Genomic DNA, 15824 nt, shown 5'->3' with positions numbered 1-15824 from the left:
TTACAATATCTCCATGATCAAACTTCTTCACACTGCAGATTGGCATTTAGGCCGCGTGCTTCATCATCAGTCGTTATTGGCTGATCAGGCGCATGTTTTAAACCAGATTATTGATTATGCCGTTGAGTATCAGGTGGATGCGGTATTGGTGGCAGGTGATATTTATGATCGCTCGATGCCGCCCGCCGATGCGGTGCGCTTGCTTAATCAAACCATTAACCGCTTTGCCGAGTTGGCGATTCCGCTGATTATGATTAGCGGTAACCATGATAGTGCCGAGCGCTTAGGCTTTGCCGCCACACAATTACAAAAAACCGGCTTACATATCCTTACTGATATCCAACGTGTAGCCGAGCCGGTATGGCTGCGTAAGGCCGACACCGCGCTGCAAATCTTTGGCATTCCTTTTGCCGACCCCGAGCGAATTCGGCATGTGTTTAATCAGCCGGTCACGGATTACGATGCCGCGCACAAGCTGTTGCTAGATCAGGTGAAAGCGGCGCGTGACCCCCATTTTCCGGCGCTGCTCATGTCGCATTGTTTTGTTGATGGCGCAGAAACCTCTGAGTCGGAAAAAACACTATCGGTCGGAGGATCGGATCGGGTGTCTTATGAGCCGATGCTTGCGTTTGATTATGTGGCTTTGGGGCATTTACACAGTCCGCAATCAAAGGGGGCGCCCCATATTCGTTATGCGGGTTCACCGCTTAAATACAGCTTTTCGGAGCATTTACATCAAAAAGGCGTTACCTTGCTGAGTTTTGATTCAGCAGGCCTGGTGGCACAGGCGCATTTGCCTTTGCAGCCCTTGCGTGAAATGCGCGTGCTCGAAGGCACATTAAACACACTACTTGAACAAGGTCAGCAGGATCCGCAACGCGACGACTATATTATGGTGCGCTCAACCGATACGACAGCCTTGCTTGATCCGATGGGGCGTTTGCGTGAAGTCTATCCAAATGTGCTGCATCTGGAAAAACGCGTGTTGCAAACCGAGCCATTAGCGCAGGCTAACCCCAACCATATCAAACTCGATGCCGCGCAACTCGTCCGCGACTTTTATGCCCAAATTCAAGGCGAACCATTGACTGACGCGCAGTCTGACATTATTAATGCCACGCTGACTAAACTCTCGCAACCCAATCAAGATAACTCGCTATGAAACCTCGTTACTTAAAAATTCAAGCCTTTGGCCCCTTTGCACAGACTGAAACAATCGACTTTACCCGTTTAGGCCATAATCCATTATTTTTAATTAACGGCACAACCGGTTCGGGTAAAAGCACGCTGTTAGATGCCATGACTTTTGCGCTTTATGGCGATACCACTGGCAAAGAGCGTGATGCCAGTGATATGCGCTGCCAATACGCGGCGGCTGACTTACCTACCGAGGTCGAGTTCAGTTTTGAGCTGGGAAATACGCACTATCGGATTATGCGCAAACCGGTACAACGCCGGCCAAAATCTCGCGGTGAGGGCTTTACCGAGCAGGCAGCAGAAGGTTTTTTGTATGCTACAGATGCCAGTGGGCAAACCCGCTTGTTGGTCGATAAAAAGGTTAAAGAATTGACCGAGCGGGTCGTGGCGTTGATCGGGTTAGATTCAGAGCAATTTCGTCAAGTAATGGTGTTGCCGCAAGGCTTGTTTCGCAAACTGTTATTGGCGGAATCAAAAGACCGCGAACCTATTTTAAGTAAGTTGTTTCAAACCCATTTATACAAACAATTAGAAGACAGCATCAAGGCGCAGGCGGCCCAGGTGCGTCAACAAAAAGACGCGCAACGCCAACAACTGATGGGTATTTTGCAGACGGTAAACTGTCGCGATAAAGAAGAGTTAGTGCAGCAATGCCAGCAGCTTGAACAGGCGATTGCCACGTTTCAGCCCGAATATGATCAAGCGGCGCAGGCTTTAAAACAGCATGAGCAGGCGCTTGAGGCGGCGCAAGCCTTAGGCAAACGTTTTGCGCAGCGTGATGAGTTGGTTGCACAGTATCAGCAGCATCTGCAAGGTGAACCGGGTATAGCGCAATTAAGACGACAAATTCGCCAAGCGCAAGCGGTAGAGAAAGCGTATCCTTTTTATAGTGCGCTCCAGCAGGTTAAGCAGGCGCTAACCGATTGCCAGCTTAAAATGAGCCAGGATCAGCAGGCATTAGCCCAGGCACAAGCCGATTTAGTCACCGCAAATACGGCTTTGCGGCAAGCGGAAACCGCCTACCAAGCGCGTGATGGCTTAACTCAGCAACTGCATCAACTTGAACAACTGCGGCCTAAAATCACCCAATTGGATGAGGCGACAGCACAAGTCAGTCAGTTAGAGCGCCAGGCGCAGCAGGGCTTGCAAGCCTATGAGCAGGCTAAAAACCAGCTTGAGGCCTTGCTTGAGCGTCAGCAAACGCTAGAAAAAAACATTACACAGCTTAATCAAAGCCTACCTGATCAAGTAGCCTTAACCCAACAACGCCATAGTCTGCAAGCCTTGATGACCCAATACCAGGCCTGGTCTAAGTTAACGCAAAAACGCCAACAACGCGTGGCCGACTCGGCTGACAAACAACAATTACTGAATGACGCGAAAGCAGCCCAGCAGCAGGCGCAACATCAGCTCAATCAGCTTGAATACGCTTGGCATTTGGGGCAGGCGGCGATTTTGGCGAAAACGCTACAGCCTCAGCAGGCCTGCCCAGTCTGTGGAAGTTTGACGCATCCACAACCGGCACAATGGCAGCAGGACATTACCCCGGTTGAACAAGCGGATTTAACCCAAGCCAAAGATCAATTGAACAGGGCGCAGCAGGCCTGCTCCGCGGCCGAAATGGCGTTAACCGATTGCCAAACAGCCATCACGGCGTTGGACGAACAACTTGCTGAGTTGCTTGCCTTGAGCCCGCAGCTGCCGAGCCTCGATAATGCGCAACTCATCGCGCAACAACAGCAGCTAACTCAGGCGTTAGATCACGCCGCAACCCTACAGCAACAACTCAACGAGTTCAAGCAGCAACTGCCGACGCTGGTCGCCCAAGTGCAACCGGCACAGCGTACGGTTGATGTGGCTAACCAGGCCTGGCATCAAACCCAAACTGAGCTGGCCTTGGCACAACAAAACTTAACCAGCTTGCAGCAACAGATTCCAGATGACTATCGCGAACCAGGCCTGCTAACTGCACAAATAGCCCAGTTGCACCAGCAACGAGAGCAACTGCAACAGGATTTAAACAACGCACAAGCTCAGCAAGCCCAACAGCAAAAAACGGTCACCATGCTGACCCAGCGCTTAGCATCGCAGCACGCACACCAGCAAACCTTGGTTAACCAGCATCACCAAGCGCAAGCCGATTGGCTGGCTGCGGTGGCAGCGAGCGAGTTTAGCGATGAAGCAGAATTGTTAGCCGATCGGGTAGCGGAAAGCACTTACCAGGCCTGGTTAGCTGAGATCCATCGCTTTGAGCAAGCTGAAGCCAAATATTGCGGAGGCATTGAGCAGTTGAATCTTGAGTTAGCAGGCATGAGCCTGCCTGATCTAACTCAATTGACCGAGCAGCGAGCTCATCAGCAACAGATTTTTAATCAGCATAAAAAACAATGGGATGATTTACAGCTTAACCAAGCAAAACTGCACAGTGCGCAACAACAACTGCAGCGCCTAGAGCAAAAAAATCAGGCTTTGGACGCAGAGTACCAAGTCATTGGTACGCTGAGTGAGGTGCTAAGCGGCGATAATCAGGCCAAAATTAGTTTGCAACGCTTTGTGCTGGGGGTATTGCTGGATGATGTGTTAGCGACGGCCACCCTGCGTTTGCGCGCGATGACTAAAGGGCGCTATGAGTTGCTGCGAAAAGATGCCCGCAATAAGGGTACCAAAGCATCTGGATTGGATTTAGAGGTGTTTGATAGCTATACCGGGCAAAGTCGTCCGGTGGCGACCTTATCAGGCGGGGAGTCGTTTTTAGCCGCGCTGGCGTTGGCCCTAGCCTTGTCCGATGTGGTGCAGGCTTATGCCGGCGGCATTAAATTAGACACCTTGTTTATTGATGAAGGCTTTGGCAGTTTAGACCCTGACTCCTTAGAGTTGGCGATAGATACGCTGAAAAGTCTGCAAATGAGCGGGCGTACTATCGGGATTATCTCGCACGTACAGGAGCTTAAAGAACAAATGGCCTTGCGGATTGATGTTATTGCGAGTGCACAGGGTAGTCAGATTAAGCTGGTGGGGTTGTGAGTGTGCTAGTCGGTATAAATTTTGCTTGGTTTATCAAATTGAATTAGGATAAACCTCTTTTATTTGAGCCGACATTGATGATGCAAGCACACATTCAAACCCTTATTGCCAAAGCGCAAGCATCGCAACACTTAGCCCTGTCTTTTTTATTTTCAAGCATGGATATAGTGCGTCCGCTGCGTAAATTGGTGCATGATTTGCAGTTAGAGCGTGGTTCAACCAGTCTATTACTTATCAATCACCATGCCGATCGCTATGCCACAAAAGTTAACAGCTATCGGGCACAGTTTTTAGCGGATGAAGCCCAGTTTTTAACCGCCGTTAATCAATGGCAGCTCAAGATGGAACAGCACGCGCTGCCGAGTGGGGTTTATGTGCGCTTAGCCCATTTTTTGGAGCGATTGAATCACCTGCAGTCATTGCGTGAACAAATTGATACGCAAACCATTCAAGCAGATCAAGCTATTGAGGCCTTCTCGCAGATTATTAGCGCCGCATTAAGTTTTGTATTTGAGTTAGCGGAGCAGGCCTTGGATGCCGAGATTGCGCGAGCGATGTTAGCGCTATTTAACTTTATGCAGGCCAAAGAATTGGCAGGGCAAGAACGTGCGCTAGGGGTCGTCGCTTTGGGGCTTTCTGAACCCAATAAATTGGCCACCTTAACAGACGCGATTAAAGCGCGTGTTGATCAGCAACAACAAGCCTTTCAGTTGGTGCGAAGCTTTGCCACCTCAAGACAACTCGATCAGTTGGAGCAATTAAAAACGCGACCTTATCGTGCCGACCTAGACAACTGGCGTAAACGCATTGCTCAGCATTGTGCGAGCAATACACCCGCAAGTTTGCCATTAGCTGAGGGCTGGTTTGATTTAATGACCGAGCGGATTGATGGCTTTCAAGCATTAGAAGATGACTTGATAAGCTACTTACAGATTATCAGTGCCAAAAAAATGGCGGTCGAGGATGATCGGTCACTTGCTGAGCCTATTGTTGAAGAAATAGATTCACAAATTAAAACTCAAGTTGATGAAAAAGTGATGCGGATGAAGGGCGTATCGCATTTATTGTTGGCGCAACTCCATGATCAAGCTATGCAATTAGGCACGATTGAAGCGGAATTAATAGTGGCCAAACAAACCCTGCTAGACCGTCGTTTTATTGAGCGCGCTAAGGCGGTGCTGATGATTGAGCATAAGTATTCAGAACAGCAAGCACATCAATTTTTACGAGATCAAGCCATGAAGACAGGGATGAAGATGGTGGATTTAGCCAAACGACTGCTCAAACAGACTGAAAAGCTCTAACTTGGTGCAAATCCAGTAAATAATTATATTAATTTGGTGCATTAAGAGGTGATTGGCCAAAGAATAACATTTCATTTACACAGGTTTATTATTTTAAGCTATTGAAGTTATTTATTATTTTTTTATAAAACTTAAGTTGGCATAGAATGTGTTAATAACTTATTAGAATTGCTTCGCAATTATTTTGGACAAAGGCGTCCATTCCCTTCAGTAAGTTGCTGAAAGGAATGGGCGTTTTTTTTTGCCTCAACCTTGGAGACTATCGACATGAAAAACACCACACTTTCAAGAAGAAACTTGTTAAAAGCAGCCATTGCCAGTGCAATAGGCGCTAGTAGCGCATCGGGTTTAATGAACCTAGCTCAGGCCAGTGTTGGCTTTCCTGAAAAGGAAGAGTTAAGACTCGGTTTTATTAAACTAACCGATATGGCGCCTTTGGCAATTGCCTATGAAAAAGGCTATTTTGAAGATGAAGGCTTATATGTCACCTTAGAAGCCCAGGCCAATTGGCGTGTCTTGGTTGATGGGGTGGTGTCTGGGGCATTAGACGGCGCGCACATGCTACCGGGCCAGGCTATTGCTGCAACCATTGGCTATGGCAACAATGCCGAACTGATTACCCCGTTTTCAATGGATTTAAATGGTAACGCTATTACGGTTTCTAATAGTATTTGGGCTGATATGCGCCCTCATATTAAACTTGATGAAAACGACAAACCTATCCACCCCATATCCGCTCAAGCATTAAAGCCGGCTATTGAAAATTTAAATAATCGCGGAGAATCCTTCCGCATGGGCATGGTGTTCCCCGTATCGACCCACAACTATGAACTCCGCTATTGGCTAGCAGCGGGTGGTATTCATCCTGGTTTTTATGCGCCTGATAGAGGTGATACGTCCGGCACGATTAATGCCGAAGCGCAACTTTCAGTCACACCACCGCCACAAATGCCAGCCACGATGGATGCCGGTACGATTCATGGTTATTGTGTAGGCGAGCCCTGGAATCAACAGGCGGTGTTCCGTAATATCGGCGTGCCGGTCATTTCTAACAATAACATCTGGCGCAATAACCCTGAAAAAGTGTTTGGGATTCGTAAAGATTTTTATGAGCAGTATCCGAACACCACGATTCGAATGGTAAAAGCGCTGTTACGTGCTGCACGTTGGTTGGATGAAAATGACAATGCTAACCGTAAAGAAGCCGTTAAGATTTTAGCCAGACCTATATACGTCGGTGCGGATGAGGCGGTGATTGCCAACTCAATGACTGGCACCTTTGAATATGAAAAGGGCGATCAACGCTCTGAACCAGATTTTAATATTTTCTTCCGCAACCATGCTACCTATCCGTTTTATTCCGATGCCGTTTGGTTTTTAACTCAAATGCGCCGTTGGGGGCAAATCAGTGAACAAAAGCCGGATGACTGGTATCACGATGTGGCTAAACAAGTGTACCGCCCTGATATCTATCAACTCGCTGCAGGTGAGTTAATTAAAGAGGGCAAATTCACCGCGGCTGAATTCCCAGATTTTTCAACAGAAACCGGCTTTAAACCCGCAACCAACGAGTTTATTGACGGCATCACCTATGACGGCTTAAAGCCTAATGATTATCTCAAACAATTTGAGATTGGGTTAAAAGGCGCCGACAAGGTATAGATAAAAGTAAGCGGGTGAGCGCTGTGCTCGCCCAAAAGGATGACAGATGAAACTTCCGTTATTTATCGAGCCCTATGCCAATTTGGCTAAGGGCCACAATCCAAAGCAGCAAATTCTGCTGATTTTTAAACAATTGGGTTTACCGATTATTGGTTTGCTGGTTTTTTTAATGCTTTGGTCGGGCGCGGCAAAAAACATTGAAACTTCGTTGGGTAATTTTCCTGGTCCGATTGAGGTGTATCAGCAATTTAACAATCTATTAGATGAACATCAGGCAGAAAAAGAACGGGCGCAGGCCTTTTATGAACGACAAGAAGCACGAATTGCTGCTCGATTAGAAGTGGATCCTGATTTTGTACCCACGATTCGCCCTTATACCGGCGCACCAACCTTTATTGATCAAATCAAGACGTCATTGTTTACCGTGTTTACCGCGTTTGTGATTGGCTCGCTGATTGCGATTCCGATTGGCATACTGATTGGCATGTCGGATGGGCTGTATCGTGCCGTCAATCCGGTTATTCAGTTGTTCAAACCCGTGTCGCCCTTAGCTTGGTTGCCGTTGGTTACGCTGGTGGTGAGTGCCTTGTACGTCAGTGAAAGTCCGATGTTTCAAACGGCGTTTATTGTATCGGCGATTACCGTACTGCTGAGTTCGATCTGGTCAACGATTATTAACACGGCTGTCGGAGTTGCGACCGCGAGTAAGGATTTGTTGAATGTATCAAAGGTATTGAATCTAAACCCATGGACCCACGTTACAAAAATCCTGATTCCTTCAGCCATCCCAATGATTTTTACCGGTTTACGCATCTCACTAGGGATTGCATGGATGGTGCTCATTGCGGCAGAAATGCTCTCACAATCACCAGGCCTGGGTAAGTTTATTTGGGATCAGTTCCAAAATGGCAGTTCCGAATCCATGTCACGCATTATGGTGGCGGTATTGGTGATCGGGTTTATCGGATTTTTATTGGATCGACTAATGTTGGTGCTGCAAAAGTTTGTGTCTTGGGATAAGTCAGCCGTACTTCGTTAATTTTAGGAGAGAGAAATGGACGCATATTTAGAATTAACGGATGTTGAAATTGCATTCCCAACCCCGACGGTGCCCTTTGTGGCGATTCAAAATATCAATTTAAAAATATCCAAAGGCGAGTTTATTTCATTGATTGGTCATTCAGGTTGTGGCAAGTCCACGGTGTTGAATATCGTCGCGGGGCTTTATCAAGCCACCAAAGGCGGGGTTATTTTAGAAGGAAAGGAGGTCAATGCGCCTGGTCCTGAACGCGCGGTGGTGTTTCAAAACCATTCATTATTGCCTTGGTTAACCGCATATCAGAATGTCGAGTTGGCGGTGAAACAGGTGATGAAAAACAGCAGCAAAGCCGAGATTAAAGATTGGATCGAACACAACCTGAAATTGGTTCACATGGATCATGCGATGCACAAACGCCCGGATGAAATTTCTGGCGGCATGAAACAGCGAGTTGGCATTGCGCGTGCCTTGTCGATGCAACCCAAAGTATTGTTGATGGACGAGCCCTTTGGCGCACTGGATGCCTTAACCCGTGCACACCTGCAAGACTCCTTGATGGAAATTCAGCATGAATTAAACAACACGGTGATTATGATTACTCATGACGTTGATGAGGCTGTGTTGTTGTCCGATCGAATTGTAATGATGACCAATGGCCCAGCCGCGACGATTGGCGAAATTGAGGAAATCAATTTGCCGCGCCCTAGAAACCGGGTGGTGCTAACCGAGGATGCGCAGTACAACCATTACCGTCAGCAGGTATTGAGTTTCTTGTACGAAAAACAAGCCAAAACGGAGCTTTAGCCATGAGTAGCGCTAAACCCAAACTCTGCATTATCGGTCTTGGTATGGCCAGTATGCGGCTATTGGACGAGTTGGTTAAACACCGTGCCACTGAGCAGTATGACATTGCGGTGTTTAGCGCGGAAGCACCAGCCGGTTATAACCGCATTATGTTGTCCTACTTGTTGACTGGTGAACAAACCCTTGCCAGTGTCACCAGCCATACGCCGGAGTGGTTTGCGCAACAGGGTATTGACTTGCATTTGGGGGTGAAAGTCACCGCGATTGATACGACTCAGCAAAGGTTTACCACGGAAACAGGCGAGGTGTTTTGCTACGACCGCTTGGTGTTGGCTACCGGCTCCAATGCCAGCCGGATTGCACTGCCCGGTGCTGATTTGGCTGGGGTGCATTGTTTTCGTGATTTGCAGGATGTGGCGCAACTGAATGATTTGGCTGTACAGGATGCGCGTCCGGTGATGGTGTTGGGTGCAGGCCTGCTGGGTTTAGAAGCCGCCTACGGTTTGGCTGGCAAAGGCCATCGGGTGATGGTGGTGCATCGTTCTGACCGTATTTTGAGTCAACAACTTGATGCGATGGCAGGCAGATTGTTGCAAAAAGCCATGGAGCAGCAGGGCATCGAGTTTGTATTGCAACGCCAGCTTGCAGAGATTCAAGGCACGCATCAAATCGAAGCCGTTCGCTTAAATCAAGGTGAAGCGTTTGAAGTAAAAGCCTTGATTACGGCGGTGGGGATTCAACCGAATAGTGAATTAGCCAAACAAGCAGGCCTGCTGGTGAATAGAGGGATTGTGGTTAATAACGCTTTAGAAACTTCACAACCGGCGATTTATGCGCTAGGGGAGTGTTGTGAGTTTGAGCAGCAAACCTTTGGCTTGGTTGCACCGATCTATCGCCAAGCGACGATTTTGGCAGCGACTTTAATGCAGCTGCCGACGCGTCCGTTTGAACACCAATTGAGTGCGACGCGATTAAAAGTGTCCGGTATCGAGGTGTTTTCGTTTGGTGATCCGAATCAACTGGGTGATCAATTGGTCTTACAAGATCCGAGTTTAGGGCTGTATCGCAAGGTGGTGCTGGTGGATGGCGTGATTCAGTCGGCGATTTTGTTGGGCAATACCCAAGACGCCAATTGGTTGTTTGAACTGCATCAACAACAAATAAAAATTGATAACAGTCAACGCAGTGCGTTGCTGTTTGGCGAGGCATATTACGAGAGGGCTGCAGCATGAAAATAAAATTAATCGTCGTGGGCAACGGCATGGTCGGTCATGCATTTTTGGAACGCTTGGTGAAATCGAGCGGGTTTCACGACTTTGACATTACCGTGTTTGGTGAGGAATCACGGGTGGCCTATGACCGTGTGCATTTATCGTCCTATTTTTCGGGTAAAACCGCTGAAGACTTGTCGCTGGTGCCGGTTGGGTTTTATGCCGAGCATGGCATAGATATTCGCTTAAATCAAAAAGTCGTGGCGATTGATAAACACGCTAAAACCGTGACCACACAAGCAGGCCTGGTTATGGATTACGACCTATTGGTATTAGCCACCGGTTCGTATCCATTTGTGCCGCCGATTCCAGGGAATGACCGCGAAGCCTGTTTGGTGTATCGCACCATTGAAGATTTGGAGGCGATGAAAGATGCCGCACAAACCTCAAAAATCGGCGTGGTGATTGGCGGTGGTTTATTGGGCTTGGAAGCGGCGAAAGCCTTGGTGGACTTGGGTTTAGAAAGCCATGTGGTCGAATTTGCACCAAGATTAATGCCGGTGCAATTGGATGAAGGCGGTGCAGCGGTACTCAAGCGCAAAATCCAACAACTCGGTGTGGGCGTGCATACCTCGAAAGCCACCAAGGTAATTGAAGACGGTGAGCAGTCACGTCATCGCTTGGTGTTTGCCGATGGCGAATCGCTGGAAACCGATTTTGTGCTGTTTTCAGCCGGCATTCGTCCAAGAGATGAATTAGCTGATCTAGCAGGCCTGGTGAAAGGACCGCGCGGCGGGATTGTAATTAATGATCAATGTTTAACGTCCGATCCGCATATCTATGCGATTGGCGAATGCGCGTTACACGATGGCATGATTTACGGTTTGGTCGCACCGGGTTATGCGATGGCGCAAGCGGTAGTCGATCAGTTGAATCACAAGCCAGCGCAATTTGTCGGCGCGGATATGTCCACCAAATTAAAACTGATGGGGGTGGATGTCGCCTCGATTGGCGATCCGCATGGCACAGATGAAGACGCCAAGTCCTATATTTATGAAAACGGTCCCAAAGAAATTTACAAAAAACTGGTGGTGTCGGCAGACGGCAAAAAATTGCTCGGTGCGGTGTTGGTTGGCGATACCGAAGACTACGGCAACTTGTTGCAATTGAAATTGAATGACATGGCGTTACCCGAGCACCCTGAACAATTGATTTTGCCGTCGTTTTCTGGTGAAAAAGTCGGCTTTGGCCCGGATGCTTTGCCGCTAACTGCCCAGCTTTGCTCTTGTTACGACGTATCCAAGCAGGATCTGATTAGCGCCTTAGATGAGGGCGCGACTTGTTTGGCGGATATTAAAGCCTGCACCCAGGCCTGCACCGGTTGCGGTGGCTGTACCCAATTGGTCACCAGTGTGATGAATTTTGAACTGGAAAAACGCGGTGTGGCGGTCTCGAAAGCAATTTGTGAGCATTTCCCCTATACCCGCCAAGAGCTGTATCACCTGGTGCGGGTGAATGGTTATCAAACCTTTGATGAATTACTGGCAGCGCATGGTGAAGGCGATGGCTGTGATATTTGTAAACCGGCAGTGGCGTCCATTTTAGGTTCGGTGTGGAATGCCTATGCGTTTGACAAAAAGAACATCCCGCTGCAAGACACCAATGACCGTTATCTGGGCAATATGCAAAAGGACGGCACCTATTCGGTGATTCCGCGCGTACCGGGTGGCGAGATTACGCCGGACAAATTGATTTTATTGGGTGAGGTGGCGAAAGACTATCAACTCTATACCAAAATCAATGGCGGTCAGCGGATTGTGTTGTTTGGTGCCCAGTTAAGCGATCTACCGACCATCTGGTCGCGCTTGATTGACGGTGGATTTGAATCCGGCCAAGCCTATGCTAAAGCCTTGCGCACGGTGAAGTCCTGTGTCGGCTCAACCTGGTGTCGTTATGGCATTGATGATTCGGTGCAGTTAGCGATTGATTTGGAAAATCGTTATAAAGGCGTGCGCTCGCCGCACAAAATGAAAATGGGCGTGTCCGGTTGTACCCGTGAATGTGCTGAAGCGCAAGCGAAAGACGTTGGCGTGATTGCCACGGAAAACGGCTGGAATCTGTTTGTTTGTGGCAATGGCGGCATGAAGCCGCGCCATGCCGATTTATTCGCGGTGGGTTTAGACCGCGAGACCCTGTTCAAGTACATCGACCGTTTTATTATGTTTTATATCCAAACCGCCGATCGTTTGCACCGCACCTCGACCTGGTTGGAAAACTTGGAAGGGGGTTTGGAGTATGTCCGTCAAGTGGTGATTGAAGACTCATTAGGCATCGCCGAACAGTTAGAGCAACAAATGCAAGCCTTAGTGGACAGTTACGCCTGTGATTGGAAACGCGCGGTGGACGATCCAGAAAAAACCAAGTTGTTCTATAACTTTGTTAATGCCGATCTGCGTGATCCAAATCAGGTCTATGTGCGCGAACGCGGGCAACTGCGCCCGGCGACCGCACAAGAACGGTTGGAATCGATTGAATTGGACGTGGTGTAGGAGAAGGTTATGGCTGAGTTTAAAAAAGTATGCCAAGTTTCTGATTTAATTGATAACGCAGGTATTCCGGCCTTGTTGGGCAACACACCGATTGCGCTGTTTTATGTCAAGGGACAAGTCTATGCTCTGGATAACTTTGATCCGATTGGGCAAGCCAGTGTGATGTCGCGCGGCATTGTTGGCAGTATCAAAGGCCAGTTGGTGGTGGCCTCACCGCTTTACAAAGAACATTACGATTTGGTGACGGGTCAGTGTGTAGAAAATCCAGAGGTTAAGTTGGCGGTGTTTGCCGTTGAAGTGCGAGGTGCAGCAGGTGAGGAGGCGGTATGGGTCGCGCAGCCTTAGCCAGCAGGCCTGCTGAATCGGCGCCGGTGAAAACCACCTGCCCCTATTGCGGGGTCGGTTGTGGCGTGCTGATGCAACCTAAGTCTGAGGGTGAAAGCTGGCAGGCGATCGGGGATGCCAGCCATCCGGCTAATTTTGGCAAGTTGTGTGTGAAAGGCAGTGCGTTAGGCGAAACGCTGGATTTAACGGGGCGACTGCTTGAACCGAAAATTAAAGGTCAGACCGTATCGGTTGAGCAGGCCTGCCAAGCGGTGGCAGAGGGTTTAAGCCGAGTGATTCAACAGTATGGTCCGGATGCGGTGGCTTTTTATGTATCAGGGCAGTTGTTAACTGAAGACTATTACGTGGCCAATAAATTGATTAAGGGCTTTATTGGCACCGCAAATATTGATACCAATTCACGTTTGTGCATGGCCTCTGCGGTCGTCGGGTATAAGCGCGCCTTCGGTGCCGATGCGGTGCCGTGCAGTTATGAGGATTTAGAGCAAGCCGATTTGTTGGTGTTGGTCGGCTCGAATGCCGCTTGGGCGCATCCGATTTTGTATCAACGCATGGCGCAAGCCAAACGCGAGCAGCCGCATAAAAAAGTGGTGGTGATTGACCCAAGACGCACCGCCACCTGCGACTTGGCCGATTTGCATTTGGCGATCAAGCCAGGTACCGATGCCCTGTTATTCAATGGGTTACTGGCCTATCTTGCCAAGCATAATCATCTAGATACTGAATTTATTATCGAGCATACCGAAGGGTTGGTGCTGGCGTTGGATCAGGCCGAGCAAACCGCCGGTCATGATTTAACGCAGTTGGCGCAGGCCTGTGGCGTGGATGAAGCCGATCTAACCCAGTTTTTTGATTGGTTTGCCAATACACTTCGCACGGTGAGTTTTTACTCGCAAGGCGTCAATCAATCCACCTCGGGTGTCGATAAGTCGAATGCGATTATCAATGTCCATCTTGCCACCGGCCGCATTGGTAAGGTTGGGGCGGGGCCCTTTTCGATTACCGGGCAACCGAATGCAATGGGCGGACGCGAAGTCGGTGGTTTGGCGAATCAGTTAGCAGCGCACATGGATTTTAATCAACCCGAATCGATTGATCGGGTTGCCCGATTCTGGCGGGCGCCGAAGATGGCGCAGCAAAACGGTTTGAAAGCGGTCGAACTATTTGAGGCGGTGCATCGTGGTGAGATTAAGGCGATTTGGATTATGCACACCAACCCGGTGGTGTCGATGCCGGATGCGGATTTTGTACGCGACGCCTTGCAAGCTTGTGAGCTGGTGATTGTATCGGACAATATGGCTGACACGGATACCACTCGTTGTGCCGATATTCTGTTGCCGGCGGCGTCTTGGGGTGAAAAAGACGGCACGGTGACCAATTCGGATCGGCATATTTCGCGTCAGCGCGCGTTTCGTTCGGCACCAGGCCTGGCGCAAGCCGATTGGTGGTGGATCTGCCAAGTGGCACAAAAAATGGGCTTTACCGAGGCGTTTAATTATCAAACGCCTTATCAGATTTTTATGGAACACGTGGCGTTATCGGCGTTTGAGAATGATGGCGTGATCAGTCGGCGTGACTTTGATTTATCGGGTTTGTTATCGCTCAGTGAACAGGACTATCAGCAGTTTGCCCCGACACCTTGGCCGATTACCGCCAAGCAACCACAGGGTCAAGCCAGACTGTTTGCAGACGGTCAGTTTTTTACCGCTAACCGCCGCGCCAAATTGATTCCGATTACCCCGCAATCGCCCAAAGAAACGCCTTCGCCGCTCTATCCGTTTGTTTTAAATACCGGACGTTATCGCGATCAATGGCACAGCATGACGCGCACTGCTAAAACCCCTCGTTTATTGCAGCATCGCGATGAGCCGCGTTTAAGCCTGCATCCTGACGATGCCAAAAACTTGGGTTTGGCGCAAGGCGATTTGGCGCGCGTTGGATCGCGATTGGCGCAGGTGGTGATGCCGGTTGAGCTGGATGCAGGCCTGGTTACAGGGCAGGTGTTTGCACCGATTCATTGGACCGGCGTCTATGCCAAACACGGGCGGGTTGACAGTTTAATTCCGTCGCACACCGATCCATTGTCCGGTCAGCCGGAAAGCAAACACGCGGTGGTCACTATTCAGGCCTGGTCAGCGGCTTATCGTGCCGGTTTTTGGACTAAAGACACTGCTTGGCAACCTGATGATGCCCTAGGTTATTGGGTGAAAGTGCCAAAAGCAAACGCCATGTTTTGGCATTTGGCGGATAAGAAAGCCTTTGATTTAGCACATTGGCAATCAGCGAATCCACAACTGGGTGACCCCGATTTGCGTTTAGAAGACAGCGCATTAGGCACCGCGCGTTTCGCTTGGCTGGATGCGCAAGGGGGTTTAAAAGCGGTGCTGTTTGTAGCGCCCAGTGTTGATTTGCAAGCGCCCTATGATTGGGTATCTGGGTTGTTTGACCAGCTCAGTCTTAGTCAAAACGAACGCTACAGTCTGCTCAGTGGCATGGCGATTGAGCAAGAAGATGTCGGAGCGATTATTTGCAGTTGCTTTCAAGTGGGGGATAAAACCTTGCGTGTCGCGATGGCGCAGGGTTGCGATACGGTGCAGAAACTTGGTGAGAAAACCTGTGCCGGTACCAATTGCGGTTCGTGTATCCCCGAATTAAAGGCGTTGCTTGCCCTGTAGATGGCCTAAGGAGG

10 protein-coding genes are annotated in these 15824 nt (G+C 49.2%); all 10 read left to right on the top strand.

The window, feature by feature from the left end; all coding sequences use genetic code 11:
• Window positions 1–13: 13 nt before the first annotated feature.
• The 10 genes from BM293_RS01400 (at window position 14) to BM293_RS01355 (ending at window position 15810) form a co-directional block, all read left to right on the top strand.
• A complete protein-coding gene (locus tag BM293_RS01400) occupies window positions 14–1162 on the top strand; it encodes an exonuclease SbcCD subunit D (RefSeq protein ID WP_093446292.1) in 1149 nt (382 codons plus the stop codon).
• Window positions 1159–4221 (top strand): AAA family ATPase, encoded by a 3063-nt coding sequence (locus BM293_RS01395; RefSeq protein ID WP_093446291.1) that lies wholly within the window; start codon window positions 1159–1161, stop codon window positions 4219–4221. The genes BM293_RS01400 and BM293_RS01395 overlap by 4 nt, the downstream gene beginning before the upstream one ends.
• A gap of 77 nt (window positions 4222–4298) precedes the next feature.
• On the top strand, window positions 4299–5525 hold the full coding sequence (locus BM293_RS01390; protein ID WP_093446289.1) for a nitrate- and nitrite sensing domain-containing protein: 1227 nt from the start codon (window positions 4299–4301) through the stop codon (window positions 5523–5525).
• Window positions 5526–5792: 267 nt separating this feature from the next.
• Entirely contained in the window at window positions 5793–7187 is a 1395-nt protein-coding gene (locus tag BM293_RS01385) for a CmpA/NrtA family ABC transporter substrate-binding protein (RefSeq protein WP_093446287.1), read from the top strand.
• A 46-nt stretch (window positions 7188–7233) separates the two neighbouring features.
• Window positions 7234–8226, top strand: a complete 993-nt coding sequence (locus BM293_RS01380; RefSeq protein WP_093446286.1) for an ABC transporter permease — start codon at window positions 7234–7236, stop codon at window positions 8224–8226.
• A 15-nt stretch (window positions 8227–8241) separates the two neighbouring features.
• Window positions 8242–9030, top strand: a complete 789-nt coding sequence (locus tag BM293_RS01375) for an ABC transporter ATP-binding protein (protein ID WP_093446284.1) — start codon at window positions 8242–8244, stop codon at window positions 9028–9030.
• Window positions 9031–9032: 2 nt separating this feature from the next.
• Complete coding sequence (locus tag BM293_RS01370; RefSeq protein ID WP_093446283.1) at window positions 9033–10262, top strand: NAD(P)/FAD-dependent oxidoreductase; 1230 nt, start codon at window positions 9033–9035, stop codon at window positions 10260–10262.
• Entirely contained in the window at window positions 10259–12790 is a 2532-nt protein-coding gene (gene nirB, locus BM293_RS01365; protein WP_093446281.1) for a nitrite reductase large subunit NirB, read from the top strand. Before BM293_RS01370 ends, nirB begins: the two co-directional genes overlap by 4 nt.
• Before the next feature lie 9 nt (window positions 12791–12799).
• Entirely contained in the window at window positions 12800–13135 is a 336-nt protein-coding gene (nirD, locus tag BM293_RS01360) for a nitrite reductase small subunit NirD (protein WP_093446280.1), read from the top strand.
• Complete coding sequence (locus tag BM293_RS01355; RefSeq protein ID WP_093446278.1) at window positions 13117–15810, top strand: nitrate reductase; 2694 nt, start codon at window positions 13117–13119, stop codon at window positions 15808–15810. Before nirD ends, BM293_RS01355 begins: the two co-directional genes overlap by 19 nt.
• Window positions 15811–15824 lie beyond the last annotated feature (14 nt).

This window comes from Thiomicrospira sp. ALE5 (genome assembly GCF_900112445.1).
Classification (GTDB): Bacteria; Pseudomonadota; Gammaproteobacteria; order Thiomicrospirales; family Thiomicrospiraceae; genus Thiomicrospira.
Note: the sequence above shows the minus strand (reverse complement) of the source record. Positions and strands in the feature narration are given on the sequence as shown.

Bases quoted from the DNA above. Each gene is read 5' to 3' on its own strand.
- BM293_RS01400 (WP_093446292.1), top strand. From the start codon at position 14: ATGATCAAACTTCTTCACACTGCAGATTGGCATTTAGGCCGCGTGCTT.
- BM293_RS01395 (WP_093446291.1), top strand. From the start codon at position 1,159: ATGAAACCTCGTTACTTAAAAATTCAAGCCTTTGGCCCCTTTGCACAG.
- BM293_RS01390 (WP_093446289.1), top strand. From the start codon at position 4,299: ATGATGCAAGCACACATTCAAACCCTTATTGCCAAAGCGCAAGCATCG.
- BM293_RS01385 (WP_093446287.1), top strand. From the start codon at position 5,793: ATGAAAAACACCACACTTTCAAGAAGAAACTTGTTAAAAGCAGCCATT.
- BM293_RS01380 (WP_093446286.1), top strand. From the start codon at position 7,234: ATGAAACTTCCGTTATTTATCGAGCCCTATGCCAATTTGGCTAAGGGC.
- BM293_RS01375 (WP_093446284.1), top strand. From the start codon at position 8,242: ATGGACGCATATTTAGAATTAACGGATGTTGAAATTGCATTCCCAACC.
- BM293_RS01370 (WP_093446283.1), top strand. From the start codon at position 9,033: ATGAGTAGCGCTAAACCCAAACTCTGCATTATCGGTCTTGGTATGGCC.
- nirB (WP_093446281.1), top strand. From the start codon at position 10,259: ATGAAAATAAAATTAATCGTCGTGGGCAACGGCATGGTCGGTCATGCA.
- nirD (WP_093446280.1), top strand. From the start codon at position 12,800: ATGGCTGAGTTTAAAAAAGTATGCCAAGTTTCTGATTTAATTGATAAC.
- BM293_RS01355 (WP_093446278.1), top strand. From the start codon at position 13,117: ATGGGTCGCGCAGCCTTAGCCAGCAGGCCTGCTGAATCGGCGCCGGTG.